The 23,194-nt window shown below is 68.4% G+C and carries 21 protein-coding genes and 1 tRNA gene; 10 read left to right on the top strand and 12 right to left on the bottom strand.

The window, feature by feature from the left end:
- Window positions 1–18 precede the first annotated feature (18 nt).
- The 7 genes from AC07YS_RS01700 to AC07YS_RS01670 are packed head-to-tail and all read left to right on the top strand — an operon-like array spanning window position 19 to window position 7,280.
- Window positions 19–942: a branched-chain amino acid ABC transporter permease gene (locus AC07YS_RS01700; protein WP_062469725.1), complete on the top strand. Its 924-nt coding sequence runs from the start codon at window positions 19–21 to the stop codon at window positions 940–942.
- Window positions 939–2,717, top strand: coding sequence for a branched-chain amino acid ABC transporter ATP-binding protein/permease (locus AC07YS_RS01695; protein ID WP_495267076.1), 1,779 nt, complete (start codon window positions 939–941; stop codon window positions 2,715–2,717). Before AC07YS_RS01700 ends, AC07YS_RS01695 begins: the two co-directional genes overlap by 4 nt.
- Window positions 2,718–2,737: 20 nt before the next feature.
- Window positions 2,738–3,448: an ABC transporter ATP-binding protein gene (locus AC07YS_RS01690; protein ID WP_095746774.1), complete on the top strand. Its 711-nt coding sequence runs from the start codon at window positions 2,738–2,740 to the stop codon at window positions 3,446–3,448.
- Between the two features lie 28 nt (window positions 3,449–3,476).
- Window positions 3,477–4,445 carry an MBL fold metallo-hydrolase gene (locus tag AC07YS_RS01685; protein ID WP_307637995.1) on the top strand — a complete coding sequence of 323 codons (969 nt, stop codon included), beginning with the start codon at window positions 3,477–3,479 and terminating at the stop codon, window positions 4,443–4,445.
- Window position 4,446: 1 nt separating this feature from the next.
- Window positions 4,447–5,370: a DMT family transporter gene (locus tag AC07YS_RS01680; RefSeq protein ID WP_495267077.1), complete on the top strand. Its 924-nt coding sequence runs from the start codon at window positions 4,447–4,449 to the stop codon at window positions 5,368–5,370.
- 9 nt (window positions 5,371–5,379) lie between these two features.
- Window positions 5,380–6,564, top strand: coding sequence for an NADH:flavin oxidoreductase/NADH oxidase (locus tag AC07YS_RS01675; RefSeq protein ID WP_492737811.1), 1,185 nt, complete (start codon window positions 5,380–5,382; stop codon window positions 6,562–6,564).
- Window positions 6,561–7,280 (top strand): EthD domain-containing protein, encoded by a 720-nt coding sequence (locus AC07YS_RS01670; protein WP_492737812.1) that lies wholly within the window; start codon window positions 6,561–6,563, stop codon window positions 7,278–7,280. Before AC07YS_RS01675 ends, AC07YS_RS01670 begins: the two co-directional genes overlap by 4 nt.
- On the opposite strand, the gene AC07YS_RS01665 is transcribed toward AC07YS_RS01670, so the two are convergent.
- Complete coding sequence (locus AC07YS_RS01665) at window positions 7,243–7,644, bottom strand: hypothetical protein (protein ID WP_206167807.1); 402 nt, start codon at window positions 7,642–7,644, stop codon at window positions 7,243–7,245. The genes AC07YS_RS01670 and AC07YS_RS01665 overlap by 38 nt on opposite strands.
- A 320-nt stretch (window positions 7,645–7,964) precedes the next feature.
- Window positions 7,965–8,849, bottom strand: coding sequence for a LysR family transcriptional regulator (locus tag AC07YS_RS01660; protein WP_492737813.1), 885 nt, complete (start codon window positions 8,847–8,849; stop codon window positions 7,965–7,967).
- A 111-nt stretch (window positions 8,850–8,960) separates the two neighbouring features.
- Here AC07YS_RS01660 and AC07YS_RS01655 point away from each other — a divergent pair, with 111 nt between their 5' ends.
- Window positions 8,961–9,854 carry an alpha/beta fold hydrolase gene (locus tag AC07YS_RS01655; protein WP_492737815.1) on the top strand — a complete coding sequence of 298 codons (894 nt, stop codon included), beginning with the start codon at window positions 8,961–8,963 and terminating at the stop codon, window positions 9,852–9,854.
- 135 nt (window positions 9,855–9,989) lie between these two features.
- Here the strand turns inward: AC07YS_RS01655 and AC07YS_RS01650 are convergent.
- The 7 genes from AC07YS_RS01650 to AC07YS_RS01620 all read right to left on the bottom strand — a co-directional run bounded on the left by AC07YS_RS01650 (window position 9,990) and on the right by AC07YS_RS01620 (window position 19,180).
- A tRNA-Arg gene (locus AC07YS_RS01650) sits at window positions 9,990–10,064 on the bottom strand.
- A 61-nt stretch (window positions 10,065–10,125) separates the two neighbouring features.
- Window positions 10,126–14,232, bottom strand: coding sequence for a translocation/assembly module TamB domain-containing protein (locus AC07YS_RS01645; protein WP_495267078.1), 4,107 nt, complete (start codon window positions 14,230–14,232; stop codon window positions 10,126–10,128).
- An 8-nt stretch (window positions 14,233–14,240) separates the two neighbouring features.
- A complete protein-coding gene (locus AC07YS_RS01640) occupies window positions 14,241–16,172 on the bottom strand; it encodes an autotransporter assembly complex protein TamA (protein ID WP_495267079.1) in 1,932 nt (643 codons plus the stop codon).
- Between the two features lie 58 nt (window positions 16,173–16,230).
- The gene (locus AC07YS_RS01635) at window positions 16,231–17,418 is read right to left on the bottom strand and encodes a vWA domain-containing protein (protein WP_495267080.1); all 1,188 of its coding nucleotides are present in this window, start codon (window positions 17,416–17,418) and stop codon (window positions 16,231–16,233) included.
- A gap of 21 nt (window positions 17,419–17,439) precedes the next feature.
- Window positions 17,440–18,027 (bottom strand): GNAT family N-acetyltransferase, encoded by a 588-nt coding sequence (locus AC07YS_RS01630; RefSeq protein ID WP_495267081.1) that lies wholly within the window; start codon window positions 18,025–18,027, stop codon window positions 17,440–17,442.
- A 46-nt stretch (window positions 18,028–18,073) separates the two neighbouring features.
- A complete protein-coding gene (locus tag AC07YS_RS01625; protein ID WP_095948065.1) occupies window positions 18,074–18,322 on the bottom strand; it encodes a hypothetical protein in 249 nt (82 codons plus the stop codon).
- Window positions 18,323–18,325: 3 nt separating this feature from the next.
- On the bottom strand, window positions 18,326–19,180 hold the full coding sequence (locus AC07YS_RS01620; protein ID WP_070062691.1) for an AAA family ATPase: 855 nt from the start codon (window positions 19,178–19,180) through the stop codon (window positions 18,326–18,328).
- A gap of 150 nt (window positions 19,181–19,330) precedes the next feature.
- Between AC07YS_RS01620 and AC07YS_RS01615 the strand changes: the two genes are divergently transcribed.
- Window positions 19,331–20,023: a c-type cytochrome gene (locus AC07YS_RS01615; protein ID WP_495267082.1), complete on the top strand. Its 693-nt coding sequence runs from the start codon at window positions 19,331–19,333 to the stop codon at window positions 20,021–20,023.
- Between the two features lie 81 nt (window positions 20,024–20,104).
- Here AC07YS_RS01615 and pcaG read toward each other — a convergent pair whose 3' ends face one another.
- Entirely contained in the window at window positions 20,105–20,716 is a 612-nt protein-coding gene (gene pcaG, locus AC07YS_RS01610; RefSeq protein WP_495267083.1) for a protocatechuate 3,4-dioxygenase subunit alpha, read from the bottom strand.
- A gap of 12 nt (window positions 20,717–20,728) precedes the next feature.
- Window positions 20,729–21,451, bottom strand: a complete 723-nt coding sequence (gene pcaH, locus AC07YS_RS01605; protein WP_062482599.1) for a protocatechuate 3,4-dioxygenase subunit beta — start codon at window positions 21,449–21,451, stop codon at window positions 20,729–20,731.
- Between the two features lie 103 nt (window positions 21,452–21,554).
- Between pcaH and AC07YS_RS01600 the strand changes: the two genes are divergently transcribed.
- The gene (locus AC07YS_RS01600) at window positions 21,555–22,553 is read left to right on the top strand and encodes a LysR substrate-binding domain-containing protein (RefSeq protein WP_495267084.1); all 999 of its coding nucleotides are present in this window, start codon (window positions 21,555–21,557) and stop codon (window positions 22,551–22,553) included.
- A gap of 7 nt (window positions 22,554–22,560) precedes the next feature.
- Here AC07YS_RS01600 and AC07YS_RS01595 read toward each other — a convergent pair whose 3' ends face one another.
- Window positions 22,561–22,995 carry a DUF1841 family protein gene (locus AC07YS_RS01595; protein ID WP_062482964.1) on the bottom strand — a complete coding sequence of 145 codons (435 nt, stop codon included), beginning with the start codon at window positions 22,993–22,995 and terminating at the stop codon, window positions 22,561–22,563.
- Window positions 22,996–23,194 lie beyond the last annotated feature (199 nt).

Raw genomic sequence — 23,194 nt, 5'->3', positions numbered from 1 at the left:
GCAACGGAGATACACACCATGGTTGAAGCGCTCCTGCAGGCGCTCATCAGCGGGCTCGCCGTCGGCGGTGCCTATGCGCTGGTGGCGCTGGGATTCAGCATCACGTTCACGACGACCAAGACGCTGAACTTCTCGCACGGCGAGTTCGTCTCGGCCGGCGCGTTCATCGGCATGAGCGCGCTGTTCCTCGTGCTGGGCAAGCCGCTCAGTTCCACCACCTTCGGCGACGCCGTGCCCGGCGCGGGCGCGCAGCTGTTCGCGCTGGTCGCTGCGCTCGGCGTGATGGGCCTGTTGGGCTGGCTGCTCTACGTGCTCGGCGTGCGCCCGTTCGCCGGCCGCCCGGGCATGGCCTGGGTCATGAGCACGCTGGGCTTCGGCGTCATCCTGCAGAGCGTGGGCCTGGCCATCTGGGGCCCGAAGCCCGTGGTGGTGCCTGCGCCCGTGGGCGACACCGTGATCCGCATGTTCGGCGTGGGCGTGCGCCCGCAGGAACTGCTGACGCTGGGCGTGGCCGTGGTCGTGATGATCGGCTTCGACCGCGTGATGAACCGCACCATGATCGGCAAGGCCATGCGCGCCGTGGCGCAGAACGGCAACGTGGCCAGCCTCATGGGCATCAACACCAACGCCATGATGATCGGCGCCTTCGTCGTCAGCTCGGCGCTGGCGGGGCTGTCGGGCTTTCTGCTCGCGCCCATCGCGCAGGCCTCGCTCTTCATGGGGCTGACCGTGGGGCTCAAGGGTTTTTCGGGCGCCATGATCGGCGGCCTGAGCAACCCGCGCGGCTGCGTCATCGGCGGCTTCCTGCTGGGCGTGCTCGAGTCGATGGTGAACCTGTGGCAGGCGCAGTGGCGCGAGGTCGCGGTGTTCGCGCTCGTGATCCTGGTGCTGGCCTTCCGGCCCACGGGCCTGTTCGGCCGCTCGACGGTGGAGAAGGTATGAAGCGCCTCGCCCATCCCGCCGCCGTGGTGCTGGTGGCGGCCGTGCTGTGCGGCCTCGTCTCGCTGTCCGGCAACGACTACTACCTGCGCATCGCTTTCATGATGTGCGTCTACTACCTGTGCGCCGCCGGCATGAACGTGCTGGTCGGCTACGCAGGCCAGAAATCGCTGGGCCAGGCCGGCCTGTTCGCGGCCGGCGCGTATGCGGTCGCGCTCATCACCTCGCGCACCGAGCTGAGCCCGTGGCTCGCGCTGGTGATCGCGGCGGTTGTCTCCGGCGTGTGCGGTGTGCTCATCGCGCTGCCTTCGCTGCGCGTGAAGGGCCCCTACCTCGCGATGGTCACGCTGGCCTTCGGCATCGTGGTCGAGAAGCTCGTGGGCGAATGGACCGACGTGTTCGGCGGCGCGCAAGGCATCTACGGCATCCGCCCGCTGACATGGAACGGCCAGCCGCTGAGCAGCGTGCAATGGGTGATCCTGGGCATCGTGCTCAGCGCCGCGCTGCACCTGTTGCTGCGCAACCTGCTGCAGGGCCGCTTCGGCCGTGCGCTGCTGTCGCTGCAGGCGGACGAGATCGCCTCGTCGTCGGTGGGCGTGCGCGTGTACCGCGCCAAGGTCATGGCCTTCGTGGTCGCGGCCGTCACCTGCGGCATCGCGGGCGCGCTCGTGGCGCAGCAGAACCAGTACATCAACTCCGACTTCATCACCTTCCACCTGTCGATCTTCATCCTGCTCCTGGTGCTGTTCGGCGGCGCGGGCTCGATGTACGGACCCATCGTGGGCGCGGTGCTGCTCACGGCGACCGACGCGCTGCTCGCGCGCTGGCCCTCGGCGCAGCACTTCCTGTACGGCTTCCTGCTGCTGTTCGCGCTGTACGTGATGCCGGGCGGCGTGGTGGGCCTGTTCAACAAGTGGTTCCTGAAGTCGCGCCACCGCGGCGAAGGGGCGGCCGGCAACGGCGTGCCGGGCCAGATCGGTCCCGGCGGCGAAGGCGAGCTGCTGGTGGTGCAGGGCGTGACCAAGTCGTACGGCGGCGTGAAGCCGGCGCAGGACGTGTCGTTCCGCCTGCAGCGCGGCCATATCCATGCGCTCATCGGCCCGAACGGCGCCGGCAAGAGCACCATGATCAACATGCTCACCGGCGTGGTCGAACCCGACGCGGGCGTGATCCGCTTCCTGGGCCACAACATCGTGGGTCAGCCGGCGCACACCATCTGCTGCCTGGGCATGGGCCGCACCTTCCAGAACCTGCGCCTGTTCGCCGACCTCTCGGTGCTCGACAACGTGATGCTCGGGCGGCACAGCCGGATGAGCAACGGCTTCCTGTCGTCGCTCGTGGCCTGGCCCACGGCCGGCAAGCAGGAGCGCGCCACGCGCGAGCGCGCGCTGCAGCTGCTCGACCTCGTGGGCCTGGGCCACCTGGCGCACTGGCCCGCCGGCAGCCTGCCCTACGGCCTGCAGCGCCGTGTGGAACTGGCACGCGCGCTGGCCACCGAGCCGCAGCTGTTGCTGCTCGACGAGCCCGCCGCCGGCCTCAACCCGCAGGAGACCGCCGAGCTCGGCGAACTGCTGGTGCGCATCGGCAAGTGCGGCGTGTCCATCCTGATGGTGGAGCACCACATGGACCTGGTGATGTCGATCTCCGACCACGTGATCGTGCTCGACTACGGCGTGAAGATCGCCGAAGGCAAGCCGGCCGAGGTGCAGTCGAACCCGCGCGTGGTCGAGGCCTACCTGGGCGTGGACGACGAAGAACCCGAAGCAGTGCCCGCCTGAGCCAGAGGACCGAAACCATCATGTTGAAAATCGAATCGGTGAAGGTCTCGTACGGTGCCATCGAGGCCGTCAAGGGCGTGAGCCTGGAAGTGCGCGCGGGCGAGGTCGTCACCATCATCGGCGCCAACGGCGCCGGCAAGAGCACGCTGCTCAAGAGCATCGTCGGGCTGGAGCCCGTGGCCGAAGGCCGCGTGCTCATCGACGGCAAGGACTGCACGCACGTGCCCGCGCACCAGCGCGTGGGCCTGGGCGTGGCGCTGTCGCCCGAAGGGCGCGGCGTGTTCCCCGACCAGACCGTGCGCGAGAACCTGATGCTGGGCGCCTACTCGCGCCGCAACGACAAGGCCTTTGTGGAGCGCGCCATCGAACGCGAGTTCGCGCGCTTCCCGCGATTGAAAGAACGCGCGCATCAACTGTCCGGCACGCTGTCGGGCGGCGAGCAGCAGATGCTCGCGATTGCCCGCGCGCTCATGAGCGAGCCGCGCCTGCTGCTGCTCGACGAGCCCTCGCTGGGCCTGGCGCCGCTCATCATCAAGGACATCTTCGACGCCATCCGCCAGCTGCGCAGCTCGGGTCTCACGATCCTGTTGGTGGAGCAGATGGCCAAGCAGGCGCTGGGCGTGGCCGACCGCGCCTACGTGCTCGAAACCGGCTGCATCACGCTCGAAGGCTCCGGCCGCGAGCTGCTCGACAACCCCAAGGTGAAGTCCGCCTATCTCGGCACGCACTGACTTTCCCTCCCACTTCAAAGGACCACCCATGACCACCAAGAAATTCGCTAGCCAGGCCGACCTCGAAGAAAAGAAGGTCTCGTTCACCCGCCTCTCGGAGAACGCCTACGCCTACACCGCCGAGGGCGACCCCAACACCGGCGTCTTCATCGGCGACGAGGCCGTGATGGTGGTCGACACCCAGGCCACGCCCGCGATGGCGCAGGACGTGATCCGCCGCATCCGCGAAGTCACGCCGCTGCCCATCAAGTACGTGCTGCTGAGCCACTACCACGCGGTGCGCGTGCTGGGCGCGTCGGCGTACTTCAAGGAAGGCGCCGAGCAGATCCTGGCCAGCCGCGACACCTACGACCTGATCGTCGAGCGCGGCGAGCAGGACAAGGCCAGCGAGATCGGCCGCTTCCCGCGCCTGTTCCGCAACGTCGAGTCGGTGCCCGCTGGCCTTACCTGGCCCACCATGACCTTCGACGGCACCATGAGCGTGTGGCTGGGCAAGAAGCTCGAAGTGAAGATCGCGCAGGTCGGCCGCGGCCACACCAAGGGCGACACCATCGCCTACCTCGAAGACCAGAAGATCTGCTTCGCGGGCGACCTCGTCGAATACCAGAGCACCGCCTACGCGGGCGACTGCTACTTCCGCGACTGGCCCGCCACGCTGGACCGCCTGGCCGGCTTCGGCTTCGAGAAGCTGGTGCCCGGCCGCGGCGCCGCGCTGGAAAACGCCGCCGACGTGCGCAAGGCGATTGCCTCCACGCGCGCCTTCATCTCCGACGTCTACACGCTGGTGAACAACGGCGTGGCCGAGGGCAAGTCGCTCAACGTGATCTACAAGGAAACCGTGGCCGCGCTGCGCCCGACCTACGGCCACTGGGTGATCTTCGACCACTGCATGCCCTTCGACGTGACCCGTGCCTACGACGAAGCCACGGGCCACGTGCACCCGCGCATCTGGACGGCCGAGCGCGACATCGAGATGTGGAACGCGCTCGAAAGCTAAGGTGAACCAACCCGTGCCCTCGCACGGCGCCACGCCCGTGTCCGTGCAGGGCTGGATGCTGCTCGCGATGCTGGTGTGGGGCGTGAACGTCTCGGCCGTGAAGGCGCTCACCGGCTCCTTCGAGACGCTGCCGCTGGCGGCGCTGCGCATGGGCGTGGCGTGCATCGCGCTCAGTGCCATCGTGCTGTGGCGGCGCGGCGGCATCCCCAAGCTCACGGTGCGGCAACTCGCGGTGATGGCGGGCTGCGCGTTCCTCATGGTCTACGGCAACCAGATCCTGTTCGCGCAGGGGCTGCTGCGCTCCACCGCCACCAACGGCGCGCTCATCATGGCGCTGAGTCCGCTGGTGTCGGCGCTGATGGCCGCGCTGGTCTTCGGCGAGCGCTTCACGGCGCGCCGCATGGTGGGCGTGGCGCTGGGCTTCGCGGGCGTGGCGGCGGTGGTGCTCAGCCACCCGGGCGCGGGGCTGTCGAGCGCCGGCATCGGCGACCTGATGCTCGCGCTGTCGGTGGTGAGCTTCGCGGTCGGCGGCGTGGGCGTGCAGCGGCTGGCGCGGCAGGTCGATCCGCTGTCGATCAGCTGGGTCATCTACCTCATCGGCACGTTCATGCTCGTGGTGCACACCCTGCTGGGACCATCGCGGCTCGGCGCGGCGCAGCTCTTTCCCGGCCTGTGGCCGTGGGCACTGGTGCTGTTCTCGGGCATCGCGGCCACCGCCGCGGGCAACCTCATCTGGAACCGTGCGATCTCCGTCATCGGCGTGGCGCGCACGGCCGTCTTTCTCTACTGGGTGCCGGTGTTCGGCGTGCTGTTCGCGGCGCTGCTGCTGGGCGAGGTGCTCACCTGGTGGCACCTGTTCGGCTTTGCCGCGGTGATGAGCGGCACCTGGCTCGGCACGCGGCCCGTGGCTGCGCCGGCCCCTTGATTCCTTCACATGCCTGACTCTTCTCTTCCCCTGCTGTTCCAGCCCTTGCAGCTGCGCGAGCTCACGCTGGCCAACCGCATCGTCATCTCGCCCATGTGCCAGCACGCCGCCGAGCGCGGCCATGCCACGCCGTGGCACCTGGTGCACCTGGGCAAGTTCGCGCTCGGCGGCGCGGGCCTGATCCTCACCGAGAGCACCGCCGTCGATCCGCGCGGGCGCATCGGCACCGCCGACCTCGGCCTGTGGAACGACAGCCAGATCGCGCCGCTGAAGGCCGTGGTCGACTTCGTCCACGCGCAAGGCAGCGCCATCGGCGTGCAGCTCGCGCACGCGGGCCGCAAGGCCGGCAGCGAGCCGCTGTGGGAGGGCGGGGCGGCCATCGACCCGGCGCGCATGGCGGCCGATGAAGAGCCCTGGGAGCGCCTGGGCCCCAGCGCGCTCGCGGCCGGCCCCGGCTGGTCGGCCCCGCGCGCACTCGATGCGGCGGACATGGCCGAGGTCGTGCAACGCTTTGTCGATGCGACCGTGCGCGCCGACCAGGCCGGCTTCGACGTGGTCGAGCTGCACTTCGGCCACGGCTACCTGGTGGCGAGCTTCCTGTCGCCCAACGCCAACCACCGCGACGACGCGCTCGGCGGCAGCCGCGAGAACCGCATGTCGCTCGCACTGGAGATCGCGCAGCGCGTGCGCGCCGCATGGCCCACCGGCAAGCCGCTGTTCTGCCGCCTCTCGGCCGTGGACGGCACGCTCGACGGCTGGAGTCTCGACGACTCGGTGGTGCTTGCGCGCGAGCTGAAGCGCTGCGGCGTCGACGTGATCGATTGCTCGTCCGGCGGCCTCACCGAAGAGACGCGCGCGCTGCCCGTGCCGCGCGGCCTGGGCTTCCAGGTGCCCTTCTCTGAACGCATCCGGCGCGAGGCCGGCGTGGTCACGCAGGCCGTCGGGATGATCGTCGACGCGCAACAGGCCGAGGCCGTGCTCGCCGCCGGGCAGGCCGACCTCGTCGCGCTCGGCCGCGAAGCCCTGTTCGACCCTTACTGGCCGCACCACGCGGCCGCCGCGCTCGGCGCCGATCCGCAGTACCAGCGCTGGCCCGTGCGCCACGGCGTGTGGCTCGCCAAGCGTGCGCCCGGCCTGGCGCGTGCGCGCGCCGAAGCGCAGACCGCGCAACCCCACAAGGAGACCGACCGATGACCGAACCCACGACGACGACCCTGCGCATGGGCCTGATCCGCAAGCAGCCCGGCTGGACCGACGAGGCCTTCAGCCGCCACTGGCGCGAACGCCACGGCCCGCTCGTCGCGCGGCTGCCCACGCTGCGCGCCTACCGCCAGAACCGCGTGACCGACCGCTTGCAGCGCGGCATCGACTTCGCACGCGGACCGTGGGACTTCGATGGTTTCTCGCAGCTGCAGTTCGATGCGGCGGCGCAGGCCGACGCGGCCTTCAACACCGGCGAGCTGGCGGCGGAGATTCGCGCCGACGAGCGCCACTTCCTGGGCGGGCTGCACATCGTGACGGTCGAGCAGACCGAGGTCATCGCGCCGCCGTCGCCCGCATCGTCGGCGGGGCCGGCGATGCTCAAGCGCATCTCGACCCTGCGACGCCCGGTCGCGCAGTCGGAAGAAGACTTCCGCCGCGAATGGAAGGTGCACGCCGACCACGTGCGCCGCATGCCCGGCGTGGCCGGCTACCGCCAGAACGTGGTGGTTGCGCGCGAGTTCGAGAAGGGCACGCCCTGCGGCTACGCCGAGTTGCCGATCGACGGCATCGTCGAGCTGTGGTTCGAGAACCCCGACACGCTGAACGCCGCGTTCGCCTCGCCCGAAGGCCAGCGCACGATGGCGCACGCCAAGACCTTCCTGGCGGAGATCACGGCCTTTGTGGTGGAGGAGTTTCGGGTGGTGTGAAGGCCGACGCGAGCCCGTAGTGCACCGAGGTGCTCAGGGCCGGGATCACCGGGTGGTGCGAGACAGGGTGCGATGCGCGCGCGGGCACCGTGCCGATGGGTGCGATCTCGCGGGGTCGTGGCACCGGCGCAGCCTCCGCTTCGTCGCTGCGCCCGGGCGGCTCGGGCAGGAACACCCCGCGCCGCAGCGACCAGATGCAGGCGCCGAGGCGCAGCAGCTTCTCGACCTTCACGTCATGCGCCGGATCGTCCGGCGACTCCTGCGCGATCAGCTCGCCCAGCTGCGTGAGTGCATCGGCAGGCGTCATGCCGCGCCCGATCCGTGCCACTTCCACCATGGCCGCCAAGGCCTCGGTCTTGTTCATCGCTTGCCCCCTGTTGCTTGTCTCTTGCTACGAAGGACAGCATGCCGTTACACGGTGCATCCAAAAGTAGTCCGGCGCGCCGTTGGGGCGTAGAGGGGCGCCTTTTTCCTGCGCGGGGCGGGGCGTACGCAGTGCGCTGCTGCCTTGGCATCGCGCGGCACCACCACAAGACCAGGGAACACCGGACCATGTCACCCAGAGCCATTCGCTCGTACGCATTCGCCATCGCCGCCACTGCGTTGCCGACCGCGTAGGAAAGCCGGGCTGGAAGCTTCCTGACGCTACCTCCGCAGGAGCACCGACGAACTCTGACTCACTCGTTACCGTCGAAAAGACGAAGAGAAGCGGTGGCGCTTGCCGGTCGAGGTGACCGAGGCGATCAGGTCATCGGCAACCGATGACGCAGCCCTTGTGAAGGCGTAGAACTGGACTTGCGGGAGCGCGGGAAGACCGTCTGGACCGCCCAACGCGCGTAGGCCGTCTTGGAGTTGGCTGAGTGCAACGGGCGTCACCGCGAATCCCGCCTTTGCGGCAGAGAGGCACCCAGCCATGCTGCTGCTTTCAAACCCCACGCTCCAGGTCTTCCCCGCCTTGGTAAGGGCAGTGATCGCGGCATCGCGATACACACATGGTTCGGGAAACATGGCCAGCACCAGGTCGAGCTCGGAGTCGAACACTTCATCCGATGAGTACGCCCAAACGAGTTCCTCTTCCCACAGCAAGCTACCCGTCTCCCCGATGTCGGCACATTGCTTGCCGAATACAACGTCGAGGCGTCCTCGATTGAGCAACTTCACAAGGTCCGAAGTAATGCCGACCTTCAGCTCGATCGATGAACCGGGATTCCAACGCTTGTAGGTCTGGAGCACGTCCGCTAGCCAGGTGCCTGCGAAGTCCTCGCTGGCCCCGACCCTCAACCTCCCAGCCGCGGGGCTGCTCAACCTCGCTCGGACTTCACGCTCCAAACCTACGATGCTTCGAGCATAGGCATGGAGAAGATGCCCCGAAGGAGTGAGCTGAAGGCTGCGGGTGGTGCGCTTGAGGAGCAAGCTTGACGCCGAGACCTCCAGACGCTTGATGTGTCCACTAACGGCGGAGGGTGTCAAGGACAGCTGTTCGGCCGCCAACCCAAACCCGCCGCAGTCGACAACCTCGAGGAAGGTTCGGAGCAGCGTGATGTCGAAAACGGGCGCAGTGTTGTTCATTGCGGCACTTTAGATTCATCGCAAATCTTGATCAATACCAGATGATTATTTGCAAATCAGAAAGTCAGGAGGAACTAGCCTTGGGCTTCGCCACCCCACAGGACACGCAAGATGAACAGATACTCACTGGTTAGAACGCCAACGCTGGAAATCGGGTTTTTAGAGTGGAACCCTGCTGGCAGTCGAACCGCCGTGCTTGTGCACGGATGGCCCGACTGTCCAGAGACTTGGTCCATCGTGGCCAAACGGCTCGCCGATAAAGGCTTTCGCGTTCTCTGTCCCGCTCTACGCGGATTCGGTCCAACGCGCTTCCTGGATCCGGAGACGCAGCGCAGCGGCGAGCTTGCGGCACTTGGTCGAGATCTGTTGGACTTTATTGACGCGCTCGGCGTCGATCGTCCTGTACTCGTGGGCCACGATTGGGGCGCACGCGCCGTGGCCAATGCCTGCGGTCTGCGCGCTGACGCCGCATCGGAGATGGTGCTGCTTTCCGTTGGCTACGGCACCAACGATCCGAAGCAAACGATCAGCTACACGCAGGCGCAGAACTATTGGTATCACTGGTTCATGGCAACCCCTCGTGGACAGCAGGCGGTCGAGCAAGATGCACGCGCGTTCACTCGGCTGATGTGGGACACATGGTCTCCAGAGGGCTGGTATAGCGACCCGGAGTTCGAGGAAGCTGTCGCGGCATTCGAGAATCCAGACTGGAGCGCTGTAGTTCTGCATTCCTACCGGCATCGTTGGGGTTTTGCTGACGGTGCCCCAGCCTATCTAGCTGATCAGCAGGTGCTGAATCCGGCGCCCTTGCTCTCGCTGCCGACGTTGGTGCTGCATGGCGGAGCCGATAGATGCAATCACCCGGACACATCCGTTGGCAAGGAGAGGTTCTTCCAGGGGCGCTATGAGCGCATCGTGCTCCCGGGGGTGGGACACTTTCCCCAACGCGAAGCTGCTGCGGATGTTGCCGCCGCAATTCTGGGCTTCTGCGGTAAGTCGGCGTGATCAGGCAGACGCTCGAAGAAGTTCAAGTCGAGCTCCGCTAGCCCGCGGCGGCGCTCAAGGAGGAGAAGGTACGGCCTGTCGTGTGCTGCTCGCCAATGGCACGCTGGCGGGTGAGACGCCGTGAACCGGGGCCCTTGGTGCCTTCGACAGGAATCGAACCTGTATCTGAGTCTTAGGAGGACCCCGTTCTATCCATTGAACTACGAAGACGGTGTGCGCCGCTGCTGCTGCAGCGCGGCCCGCACTTTACCAGCTTGGGGTGTCCCGGCCCTCAGTCGTACTTCACCGTATAGATCAGGTCCACCCCACTCGTCTGCCCCGCCTGGCCCCGCAGCGTGAGGCGCTTGGTCAGGTCGTAGAAGATGAAGAGGGTGCCGAAGGTGCCGCCCAGGCTGCGTTCGTAGGTGATGTAGAAATCTTTGGACAACCGCTTGCCCAGCGTCACGGCCGACTCGCGCAGGTCGCCGCCGTTGCCGGGGCCTTTGAAGCCGAGTTCGTCCAGGCCGAAACGGCTGGCCAGGCTGCCGCCGGTGGTGGTGCCGCCGATCTTGCCGAGCAGTGACAGGGCGGCCTGCTGCAAGAGGGCCGACTCGCCGCCGCTGGTGGCCGAGGCGCGGCCCAGGATGACCCATGACAGCGTCTCGGCGTCGGACAGCGCGGGCTCCGCATAGAGCTTCACGCGCGGCGACTGCGCGGAGCCGGTGATCTGCACGCCGGCGCGCTGCGCGATGTTCGGGCGGATGGCCAGGATGTCGAGCGCGGGGTTGTCGAAGGGGCCGTTGAAGCGCGCGATGCCGGTCTCGACGTCGAGCTGCTGGCCGTAGGCGCGGTACTGGCCCTTGACGGTCTTCACTTCGCCGGTGATGCGCGGCGGGGCATCGAGGCGGGTGCTGCGGATTTCGAGTTCGCCCTCGAGCCGCGTGGTGATGCCGCGGCCCTGCACGGCGAAGTCGTCGCCGAGGTCGAAGGTGACGACGATGTCGGGCGGCTTGGCGGTCTGGGGCTTGGCGGCCTTGGCCGCCTGGGCGTCGGCCTTGGCGGATTCGCGCTGCGCGGCCTCGGCGGCGGCCTTGTCCTTGGCGGCCGAGCGCACGACGACGTCGCTGCCCAGGCTGGGCGCAGTCTCGTCGGGCAGGATGATGACGGCGCGGTCGGTCTTGAGCTTGCCGCGCACGTTGAACTGGCCGTCGTCCAGCCGCGCCTGCAGGTTGCCCGACAGCGACACCTGGCGGTCGGTGCGCACCAGCACGCGCAGGGCGCGCAGCTCGGCCTGCAGGGCCATGCGGATGCCGGTGCTGGTCGCGCTGTTGTTGCTGCCCCAGCTGAGGTCGCCGCGCGCGGTGAGCGAGCCGCCGTCGGTGCGCGCTTCGCTGGCGGCGGTGCTGCGGTTGCCGCTCTGGCCGCCGATGCGCGCGTTGCTGCCGGCGCCGCCCTTGAGCGTGAACTCGGCAATTTCCAAACGGTCGCCGGTGAGCGAGGCGCGCAGGCGGCCGTCGCGCAGGTCGAGGCCTTCGACGGGGGCGCGCAGCGCGAGCTGGTCGGCGCCGAGCGTGCCGTTCCAGCGCGGCGCGGTGCGGTTGCCCGACAGGGTCGCGTTGGCGTCGAGCGTGCCGGCGATGCGCCAGCCGGGCGGCGCGAGCATCGACCACACACCGAGGTTGGGCAGCGCGGCGCGCAGCGTGCCGTTCAGGGGCGCGTCGGGCGCCCACTGCCAGCCGCCGCTGCGCTGCTGCATGCGGGTGCCGAGTTCGGCGTCGAGGCGGCCGGCGCGTTCGCTGTCCCAGGCCAGGGTGGCGCGCACGGCGTCGCCTTGCGCGTCGAGCTGCAGTTCGGCGCGGCGCAGGCCGGCCGGGGTGGCGGTGACATCGACGCCGTTGACCTCGTTCTTGCCGCTGGCCGAGCTCATCGTGCGTTCGCTCGCGGTGCCGGTTCCGGTGCTGGTGATGCGGGTGACGAGCGCGGCCTCGCCGGCCTGCACGCGGATGTCGCCGCTCTGGCGCGCGAGGCGGGCCTTGGCGCGCAGGGTGTCGCCGGCGTCGATGTCCCAGTCGCCGTTGAACAGCAGGTCGCCGCTGATGCCGAGTTCGCTCAGCGTGGCGTTGGCGCCGAACGCGCCGGCCCAGGCCATTGGCAGGCCCTGCATCTGGCCCTTGGACTGCAGGCGGAACACGCGGTTGGGTGCGGCGCCGCTCTGGTTGAAGCGCAGCGGCTGCCAGTCGATGCGCACGGTGCCGGGCAGCGGGCCGCGCAGGGTGGCGTCGGCGGCGGAGGCTTCGACGTCGAGGCGGTTGTCGGCGGCGCGCACGGTGGCCGTGACCTCGCGGCCCAGCTCCAGCACCCAAGGGCCCTGGCCGGGGCGCGCGGTGACGGTGTCTTGGGCCTGCAGGCGCAGGTTGGCGAGGGTGGCGCGCCACTGGTTGGCGCTGGCGAGGCCGCCGCTGGCGCGGGTGTCGAGCGCCAGCTTCTGCGTGCCGGTGGTGGCTTCGCCCTTGAGCGTCAGCGTGGCCTGGGCGATGCTGCCGGCGAGGTCGGCCTGCAGCGCGCGCAGTTGCACGCTGGTGGCCGCGCCGCCGGGCTGGGCGGCGGGCAGGTTCAGGTCGAGGCGCGGTACAGCGAGCGCGGCCTTGAGGCTGGGCTCGGCGTTGCCGCGAGCAGCCGGGGCGCCGGGGTTCTCGATGCGGCGCTGCACGGTCTGCCAGCCGCCTTGCCAGCTGGCGTCGAGTCGGGCGCTGCCCTTGGCGCTGGCGTTCGCGAACACGGCCGCGAGGCCCGGCAGGCCTTGCACCCAGCGCTGCAGGGCCTCGGCGTCGTCGATGCGCGCCTGGAGGTCGCCACCGCCGGTGGTGGGCGCGATGCGGCCGTCGAGCTGCGCGCTGCCGCCCGGCAGGGTGAGGGCGAGCTTGCCGCTGGCGGCCTGGTCGGCCACGCGCACCTGCAGCTTGCCGTCGATGCTGGCGCGCATCGCTTCGACGCGCAGCGTGCGCAGGTCGAGCACCTGGTCTTTCCATTGGCCTTGCGCCAGTGCGCGGTCCAGGCCGAAGCCGGGCAGCGCCTTGCTGCCGGCGCCGCCGTTGCCTTCGGCGCGGAGGGCCACGTCGAAGACGAGGGTGTCGGAGTCTTCGGCCTGCCGTGCGCTGATCTGCCCGCCGACGGGCGCGCCCGACAGCTCGCTGTACAGCGCGCCGGGCCGCACGCCGCGCACGGTGGCGCGCACCTGCCAGGGCGAGGGCGCGGGGCTCCAGCTGCCTTCGGCGTCGATGCGGCCGCCGCCCGCGCGCACGGTGGCTTCGGGCACGGTCCAGGTCGTGCCGTCGAAGCCGACCTGCGCCTCGACCTGCTCGACCGGCAGCTTCTGTTGGTCCCACGGGCCGGCGACGGCGTTGCGGATGTCGGCCGAGGCCTTCCATGCGGCGGGGCCGGTGGCAGCATCGGGCGCGAGTTCGACGGTGCCGGTGAGCCGGGTCCGGGGCGCGCCAGGCCAGAGGCTGGCGGCGTCGACGTTGCGCAGGTCGGCCTTGGCGTCGACCACGGGTTGCGGCAGCCAGGGCGCGATCTGCGCGCGCAGCTGGGCAGCCATGGGCGCTTCGGCGTCGGGCTCGGTGGGCTCGGTGGGCTCCAGGTCGGCGGCGACCTGCAGGCGCGCCTCGGGGCCGGCCAGCGTGCCCTTCACCGAGGCCTTGGCCTGCACTTCGATGTGGCGGTCTTCGGCGAGCGGGGCTTTCACGCGGCCGTCGAGCGTGGCGTCGAGCGCCATCGGCGCCGGGCCCTGCAGCCGCACGCGGGCGCTGTAGTGGCCGTCGGCGATGTCGACGCCTTCGATGTCCAGCGCGTGCTGCGCGCCGAGGTAGCTGTAGCGGCCTGCGAGGCCTTTGGCTTCCAGCGCGGGCGGTCCGGCCCAGCGCACCTCGTCGATGCGGAAGGGCACCTCGGCCACTTCGACGGGCAGCGTGACCTGCGTGAGCGGCTCGGTCGGCGTGTCGCTGGGCGGGCCGCGGCGTTCGATCGACAGGCTCGCCGCGTGGATCTCGCCGAGCTGCACCTTGCGCTGGAACAGCGGCGCGAGCTGCCAGCCGAGCGTGGCGTCGTTCACCTCGACCGCGAGGCTCTCGCTTTGCCACTTGAGCCAGCCGATGCGTCCGCCGGTGCGCAGCGAGCCGGTGACGTCGCGGCTCTCGAGCGTCTGGCCTGCGGGGAGGCGCTGCGCGGCCTGGGCGAGCGCGAAGGCCAATGATTTGTTCGAACCGAGCCACCACCACATGCCTGCGGCGAGCAGCAGCACGGCCAGCAGCAACCCGACCAGCGTCCAGCCCAGCCCGCGCAGCACGCGGCGGGTGCGCGAGCGGGGACGGGGCGTGGCTGTGGCGGGCGTGGACGGCATGAAGCGGGTCAGAAGGTGAAGCCGAGACGGAAGTGCAGGCGGAATTTCTTCGAGTCGACGCCGTAGGCCAGGTCGGCCTGCACCGGGCCGACCGGGCTGCGCCAGCGCGCGCCGACGCCCACGCCGACCTTGGGCTTGAGCTCGCCGGGCTTGTCGGCCACGGCGCCGGCATCCACGAACACCACGCTCTCCCATTCGGTGAGCTTGTCCTTGTAGACGAAGGGGCGCTGCCATTCGAGGCTGGCCACGCCGAGGTAGCGGCCCGCCACGGTCTTGCCGTCGGCGCGCACGGTGCCGATCTGCTTGTAGCTGTAGCCGCGCACGGTGGTGTCGCCGCCGGTGAGGAACATCAACGTGGAGGGGATCTGCGCGCTGTCCTTGGCCGCGACGGCACCGGCCTCCAGGCGCATCTGCAGCCGGCTGCGGCGCGCGCGGGCGTTCCTGTCGTCGGCCGCGCCCAGCGGCAGCACGCCGAGAAAGCGCGCGTAGGTGCGGGTGAAGGGCACCTGCTGGCCGGTGAGCGTGTAGCCCGCGGCCATTTCGAGCGCCAGCCCGTAGCCGCGCGAGGGCGCCGAGTTGTCGTCGAAGTAGCGCCCGGTCCAGCCCCAGTTGGCGGTGACGGCCGAGGCCGAGGGCGGCGCGTCGGTGCCGCGGTTGTGGGCGTAGTCGTACTGCAGGAAGTAGCTGCGGTCGATGTGGTCGCTGGACTTGTTGCGCCCGCCGCGCAGCCGGCCGCTGTCGACCACGTAGCTGCCCGACTGCTCGCTCTTGAGTTCGCCGCCGGCGAACCAGCGCCAGCCCCGGTCGTCGGGCACGGCGTTCCACTCGGTGCCCAGCGACTGGATGTCGTTGTCCAGCGAGAGCCGCGACACCGCGCGCCAGCCGAGCAGCGGCATGCGGTTGTGGGTGTGATCGATCGACAGGCGCGGGCCGTTGTCGGTGGTGAAGCCCACGCCCATCACCACCTTCTGCAGCGGCGCCTCGCGCAGCTGCGCGATCACGGGCGCGGCCAGTGGTGTGTTGCTGTCGGTGTCGAGCGTGAGGAACACCGAGTCGTAGTAGCCGCTGCTGGCCAGGCGCTGCTGGGCGTCGAGCAGCTTCTGCTGGTCGTAGTCGGTGCCGGTGGGCAGGCGCGCGATGCGGCGCGCGGCGTCGGCGTCGTAGCGCTCCACGCCGCGCAGCACCAGCGGGCCGAACTTGTAGGCCGGGCCCGACTGGTAGGTCACGCCGAGCCGGGCCTCGTGGCGGTCGGCGTCGATCTCGGCGCGGCTGATTTCCACGCTGCCGGTGGGAAAGCGCTTGGCCGTGAGGCTGCGCAACGCGGTGGTCTTGGCGTCGTCCCACGCGCCTTGCGTGAAGGGTTCTCCGGCGCGCAGCGCCCAGCCGGTGCGGATGGCGTCGCGCTGCGCTTCGGCAGTGGGGTCGTTGGCGATCTGGCCGGCGTAGCGGATCTGCACGGTCGACACTTTGGTGCGCTCGCCGGGCGCCACGGTGATGACGACCTCGCGAGGGGCCTCGGTGCTGTCGGGCGTTTCGTTGAGTTCGAGCGTGAGCGTGGGCGTGAAGTAGCCCAGTGTGCCCAGCAGCTCGCGCGCATTGGCCTCGGCCGCGACCATGAGGCGCGAGACCTCGGTCACGCCCAGGTCGTCGAGCTCGCGGTAGCGCTGGATTTCGAGGTGGCGCGCCAGGTAGTCGCGCTCGGTCTCGGGGCCGCGCACGTCGACGGTGAAGGCGTTGCGCCGGCCGTCGGCCTTGGCCTTGTCGTCGTCCTTGGCGGTGTCTCCGTTGCTGTCGCCGCTGCGCACCACGCCCGCGGTGGACGCACCGGTGTCCGCCGCCTCTTTTTTAGGCAGCAGGCTGCAGCCTTGCAAAAGCAGGACGCCGGAAAAAAGCAAAGCCGGCCACAACGCCGGCGAAAGAACGGATGCCACCCTGACCATGGGGGCATTCTGACAGCACCCGTGTGGCGGCTGCCCCCCACTTGTGCGGGGCCGCGGGTTACTTGGACAGCATGCGCATCGCCTCTTCGAGGCCGCGCAGCGTGAGCGGGTACATGCGGTAGGACATGAGCTGCTGCATCACCGCGATGCTCTGGCGGTACTGCCACACGCCCTGGGGCTCGGGGTTGATCCAGGCGAACTTGGGGAAGGTGTGCGTGAGGCGCTGGATCCACTCGGCGCCGGCCTCTTCGTTGTTGTATTCGACGCTGCCGCCAGGTTGCAAGATTTCGTAAGGACTCATCGTGGCGTCGCCTACGAAGATCAGCTTGTAGTCTTTGTTGTACTTGCGCAGGATGTCCCAGGTCGCGAACTTCTCGGAGAAGCGGCGCTTGTTGTTCTTCCACATGAAGTCGTAGACGCAGTTGTGGAAGTAGTAGAACTCCAGGTGCTTGAACTCGGTCTTCACGGCCGAGAACAGTTCTTCGACGCGCTGGATGTGCTCGTCCATCGTGCCGCCCACGTCCATCAGCAGCAGCACCTTGACGTTGTTGTGGCGCTCGGGCCGCATCTTGATGTCGAGGTAGCCGGCGTTGGCGGCGGTCGAGTGGATGGTGTTGTCCAGGTCCAGCTCTTCCTCGTGGCCTTCGCGCGCGAACTTGCGCAGCCGGCGCAGCGCGACCTTGATGTTGCGCGTGCCCAGTTCCTGCGTGTCGTCGTAGTCCTTGTAGGCGCGCTGGTCCCACACCTTCACGGCACTGCGGTTCTTGCCGGCGCCGCCGATGCGGATGCCCTGCGGGTTGTAGCCGCCGTTGCCGAAGGGCGAAGTGCCGCCGGTGCCGATCCACTTGCTGCCGCCTTCGTGGCGTTCCTTCTGCTCTTCGAAGCGCTTCTTGAGCGTTTCCATGAGCTCGTCCCAGCCCATCTTCTCGATCTTGGCCTTTTCTTCGGCCGTGAACTCGCGCTCCAGCGTCTTCTTGAGCCAGTCGAGCGGCACTTCCTTGGTGAAGTCGGTGAGCATCTCCACGCCCTTGAAGTAGGCGGCGAAGGCACGGTCGAACTTGTCGTAGTGCTTCTCGTCCTTCACGAGCGCGGTGCGCGAGAGGTAGTAGAAGTCGTCGATGCCGTAGGCGCCATCGGAGTTCGGGCCCACCACGTCGGACTTGAGCGCCTCGAGCAGCGTGAGGTATTCCTTGACCGACACCGGCAGCTTGGCCGAACGCAGGGTGTAGAAGAAGTCGATGAGCATGGAGCGCTCCTTGTGTTTCGTTCAGCCGCGCGGCTTGTCGAGCAGGTACAGCAGCTGGGCCTTCACCTCGGGCCATTCGCCCGCGCGCAGGCTGTACATGACGGTGTCGCGGATGGTGCCGTCGCGGCGCATCACGTGGCCGCGGATCACGCCGTCTTTCTTCGCGCCCAGGCGCTCGATGGCGCGCTGCGAGGCGAAGTTGAAGTTGTCGGTGCGCCAGCCCACCACGTTGCAGCCCAGCGCGTCGAACGCGTGCGTGAGCATCAAGAGCTTGCAGGTGGTGTTGACGTGGGTGCGCTGGCAGCGCTCGGCGTACCAGGTGTAGCCGATCTCGACGCGCTTCACGCCCGGCAGGATGTCGTGAAAGCTCGTGCTGCCCAGCACGGTGCCGCTGGCTTCGTCGGTCACGGCGAAGGCGAAGCGGTCGGCCGTCTTCAGGGCGGTCTCGATGTAGGCGCGAGTGTCCTGCGGCTCGGGCACGGAGGTGACGCGCAGCTTCCACAGCTCGCCGTCGGCGGCCGCGGCGCGCAGGCCGTCTTCGTGGGTGAGTGCCAGCGGCACCAGCGCGATGCCGCGGGCCTTCAGCGTGACGGGTTCGACGAACGCCATGTGCAAACTCTCCGTGTCTCCGTGCAGGTCTCGATGGATCTGGGGCTCAGGCGCGCGGGTCGCCGTACTTGTGCACGTACCACGCGCGCGCGGCCTGCGCACCGGCGCCGCCGCCCAGGCCGATCAGCGCAATGCCGACGATCTCGCGCGTGCCGTACTTGCTGTCGGTGCCGAAGGCGTCGAGCCCGAGCAAGAGCCCGATCCCGCGCCCGATCAGCGCGCCCACCACGAACAGCACCGCCTGGGCGATGCCCAGCTTCATCAGCTGTTTGGTGGAATGCGGTTGCCGGCTCATGGCCTAGCGGTTGTTGCGTTGCATGAAGACGAGCTTCTCGAACAGGGTCACGTCCTGCTCGTTCTTGAGCAGCGCGCCCACCAGCGGCGGCACGGCGACCTTGTCGTCCTTGCTCTGCAGGGCTTCGAGCGGAATGTCTTCGGCCACCAGCAGCTTGAGCCAGTCGAGCAGCTCGGAGGTCGAGGGCTTCTTCTTCAGGCCGGGCAGGTTGCGCACGTCGTAGAAGGTCTTCATCGCCGACGTGAGCAGCTCCTGCTTCAGGTTCGGGAAGTGCACGGCGACGATGTGCTTCATCGTCTCGGCATCGGGGAACTTGATGTAGTGGAAGAAGCAGCGGCGCAGGAAGGCGTCGGGCAGTTCCTTCTCGTTGTTCGAGGTGATGAACACCAGCGGACGGTGCTTGGCGCGGATGAGTTCGCGCGTCTCGTAGCAGTAGAACTCCATGCGGTCGATTTCGCGCAGCAGGTCGTTCGGGAATTCGATGTCGGCCTTGTCGATCTCGTCGATCAGCAGCGCGACCGGCTTGTCGGCCGTGAAGGCCTGCCACAGCACGCCCTTGACGATGTAGTTCTGGATGTCCTTCACACGCTGGCCGCCGTCCACGTCGGCCAGTTGCGAGTCGCGCAGGCGGCTCACGGCGTCGTATTCATACAGGCCCTGTTGCGCCTTGGTGGTCGACTTGATGTGCCACTGCAGCAGCGGCATGTCGAGCGCTTGCGCCACTTCCTCGGCCAGCATGGTCTTGCCGGTGCCGGGCTCGCCCTTGACGAGCAGGGGGCGCTGGAGTGTGATGGCCGCATTGACCGCCAGCATCAGGTCCTGAGTGGCGACGTAGTTGTCTGAGCCCTTGAATTTCATGAGTGGAGCGGAGGCAGGGTGGAGAAAAGAACACACTCGATCTGCATTGCGCAGTCTCTTGTGCAGCCCGCGCGAGGTTCCCGTGGGACCCTTGCATATAATCGAATGTTGATTCGAAAAACTGTATCTCCACGAGATTGTGCGCGCAAAATGAACAAGTTGTTGACCACGATGTTTGCCCTTGCTGTCGCTTGCGTGACGGTCTCGGCCCAAGCCCAACAAGTCACTGGCAAGGCCCAGGACGGAGCCAAGAAGGTCCAGATGTGCGTGGGTTGCCACGGCATCATCGGCTACCAGGCGAGCTTCCCCGAGATCCACAAGGTCCCGATGATCGCGGGCCAGAGCGCCACCTACATCTCGGCCGCGCTCACCGCATACAAGGGCGGTGACCGCAAGCACCCGACGATGCGTGCCATCGCCGACAGCCTCACCGAACAGGACATCGCCGACCTCTCGGCCTACTACAGCCAGCTGGGCGTGAAGGAAGGCGACGCGCCCCCGGCCGCACCGGCCAAGGCCGCGTCCGAGAACGTCCAGGCGCTCATCGCGCGCGACAAGGACAACAGCTGCACCAAGTGCCACGGTGCCAACTTCAACACGCCGAACGACGGCACCGTGCCCAAGCTGGCCGGCCAGCACGCCGACTACCTGTTCGTGGCGCTGAAGTCGTACCGCGTGAAGAACAACCCCCACCTGGGCCGCTCGAACGCCGTGATGGCCGCACAGGTCGAACCCAAGAAGTTCACCAACGCCGAGCTGAAGACGCTGGCCACCTACATCAGCACGCTGCCCGGCGAACTGAAGGTCGTGCCTGAATCGCGCCTGCATCACGCGCCTCAGTAAGCCAGGCCAGTCCGCAAGACTGGTGCTCCAAAGAAAAAGCCCGCTGATGCGGGCTTTTTTTCGTCCGGATTTTCCCGGGGGTCAGACGTCGAAGAAGGCCGTCTCGTCCGAGCCTTGCATGCGGATGTCGAAGCGGTACGTCACCGCGCCGCCTTGTTCCACGCGCTCGGCGATCAGCGTGTGGCGGCGCTCGGCCGGCACGCTCTGCAGCACGGCGTCCTTCGCATTGGCTTCGGCCTCGTCGCTGAAGTACACGCGCGTGAAGGCATGCAGCAGCAGGCCGCGCATGAGCACGATCACGTTGATGTGCGGGGCTTCGCCGGGCGTTTCGGCGCCGGGCTTGACAGTGTGGAACACGAAGCGGTTCTGCGCGTCGGTGCCCGTGCCGACGCGGCCGAAGGCGCGAAAGCCCAGGGCGCGCGCCTCGTCGGGCGTCTGCGGGTAGCGGCCTTCGCCGTCGGGCTGGCTGATCTCGACCAGCGCGTCGTTGATCGGGTTGCCGTCGCCGTCGATCACGCGGCCTTCGAGGCGGATGCGCTGGCCGCTGGCGGTGTCCAGCGCCAGCACGGCGTCGAAGGGCTGGTTGAAGTTGTAGCCGTATTGCGTGGCGGTGAGGCCGTACGCGAAGTAGGGGCCCACGGTCTGCGAGGGCGTTTGGCCGAAGTCGGCTTCCTGTGCGGTCATCAATGGCATGGGGAATTCCTTTCAGCGGTTCTCGAACGGCGTTTCATCGGCGCCGCGCAGCACCATGTCGAACTGGTAGCCCAGGGCGTAGCCTTCCTCGGTGATGTCGAGGCTGAAGTCGGCAATGAGGCGGTTGCGGTAGCGCTCGGGCGTGCCGGTGACCATCGGGTCGTACTGCAGCAGCGGGTCGCCGGGGAAGTACATCTGCGTCACGAGGCGGCTGGCGAAGCTCTGGCCGAACAGCGACAGGTGGATGTGCTGCGGGCGCCAGGCGTTCGGGTGGTTGCCCCAGGGATACGCGCCGGGCTTGATGGTGAGGAAGCGGTAACGGCCTTCGCTGTCGGTCAGGCAGCGGCCCGCGCCCAGGAAGTTGGGGTCCAGCGGGGCGTCGTGCTGGTCGACCTTGTGCACGTAGCGGCCCGAGGCGTTGGCCTGCCACAGTTCGACCAGCGTGTTGGCCACCGGGCGGCGGCGCTCGTCGAGCACCTGGCCGGTGAGGATCATGCGTTCGCCCAGCGGCTCGCCGTTGACGCGCGCGTTGCGCGTGAGGTCGTGGTCGAACTCGCCGATGCTGTCGTGGCCGTACACCGGCTGCTGCAGCTCGCCGAGCGAGGCCTTCAGCGGAATGAGCGGCTTCTGCGGGCCGCGCTTGCCGGTCGACTTGTAGCCGGGGTAGATGTAGCTGGGATGGGCGTCCCAGTCGCGCGGGGTGAGGGTGGGCTGAACGCCGCTGGTCTTGGTCATGTACGTTGTCTCCTGTCGTGGGACGAATCCGAAGCCCGCACTGTAGAAGTCGCGATCAATGATGTAAATTGAAGATTGTTCCAGTTTCAATAACCAGAAGGCATTGAAAAAGTCTCCCACCGAGCTTCGCCAGGATTTCGTGCGCAACGTGCAGCTGCGGCACCTGCGCGCCTTCGTCGCGGTCGCGCAGGAGCGCCACCTGGCGCGCGCGGCCGAGCGGCTGGCACTGAGCCAGCCGGCGGTGTCCAAGACGCTGTCGGAGCTCGAGGCCGTGGTCGGCACCCGGCTGGTCGAGCGCAGCCAGGCCGGGCGCCGCGGCGTGCAGGGCCTCACGCCGGCGGGCGAACAGCTGCTGGCCCACGCCCTGCGCGTGCTCGAAGCGCTCGACGCCAGCGCCCAGGCCGTGGCGCCAGCCGCGGGCGGGCGCATCGAGCGCCTGCGCATCGGCGCCTTGCCCAGCGTGGCGCCCGCGCTGCTGCCGGTGGCGCTGGCGCGGCTGCGCGAGGGCTGGCCGGCGGTGCAGATCCTGGTGAAGAGCGCGGCCAACGCCGTGCTGCTCGACGAGCTGCGCGCCGGCGAGCTCGACATCGTGGTCGGTCGCATGAGCGACCCGCGCCTCATGGGCGGCCTGAGCTTCGAGCTGCTGCACACCGAGCCGCTGGTGTTCGCCGTGCGCGCTGGCCATCCACTCGCGCTCAAGCCGGCGCCGGTGCAGGCGGTGCTCGACTATCCGCTGGTCGTGTACGGCGAGGGCACGATCCCGCGCCACAACACCGAGAGCTTTTTGTCGGCGCGCGGCCTGGCGCTGCCGCGCAATGCCCTGCAGACGCTCGACGTGGCGGTGGCGCGCGCGCTGGTGGGGGTGTCGGACGCGGTGTGGATCACGCCGCTGGGCGCCGCGCGCAGCGAGCTGGCTGACGGCCGCCTGGTGCGGCTACCGATCGACACCACCGGCACCGAGGAGCCGGTCGGCCTCCTGCAGCGCAGCGAGGCCGAGCCGTCGCCGCTGCGTGCCGCGATGGCGGGGCTGCTGCGCGAAGCGGCGAAGGCGCAGGGCGCGTTGCCGGCGCGAAAAGGAACCACCCCGCGCGCGACCGGCTGAGGGTTCGTCAGTCCTTCGTGGCCCGGCGCTGCACGCAGGCCACATAGCCATCGCCGTCCGGCGGACGCCCCGCGCGCTGGCTTTCCCACATCATCTGGCCCAGGCAATCCATCGCCTCGTGGTGCGCATGCAGCAGCGAGCCGCGGCGCGCGGCCAGCAGCTCGACGGCCTGGCGGATGCCGCGCGGCTGGTCGATGGAGCACTGCTCGCTGATCGACAGGTGCATCGACAGATGCAGGAACGGGTTCTCGCGGCCGTTCGATCCGTCGTAGACCCGCGCCACGGCCGCGTCGGCGTCGATCAGGTCCTCGTGGTACTCGGGGTGCTCGTCGATCCAGCCGGCCGCGATGGTCTCCAGCGGCTCCATCGGCAGGCCCTGCCGGTGCTTGGCGTACACGTCGCAGAAGAAGCGGCGCACGTCTTCCTGGGAGGGATTGAACATATATAGAAGAGAGAAGAAGGAAAAGAGAAAAAGCGGGTGGCGCGGCGTGGGCGCCAAGGCTGTGGAAAGTGCGCGTGACACGCCCGGCGTTCCGGGTACGAGGCGTTACATCGTTACGTAACGAATCGCGAATTGACCTCCTTACGGGCTGTTTCGGAAGTCGGTGCGTTGCGCGGTTTTCAGAAAAATATCCATACAA

It is taken from the genome of Variovorax sp. GW458-11-26-14-LB1 (assembly GCF_059423965.1).
Note: the sequence above shows the minus strand (reverse complement) of the source record. Positions and strands in the feature narration are given on the sequence as shown.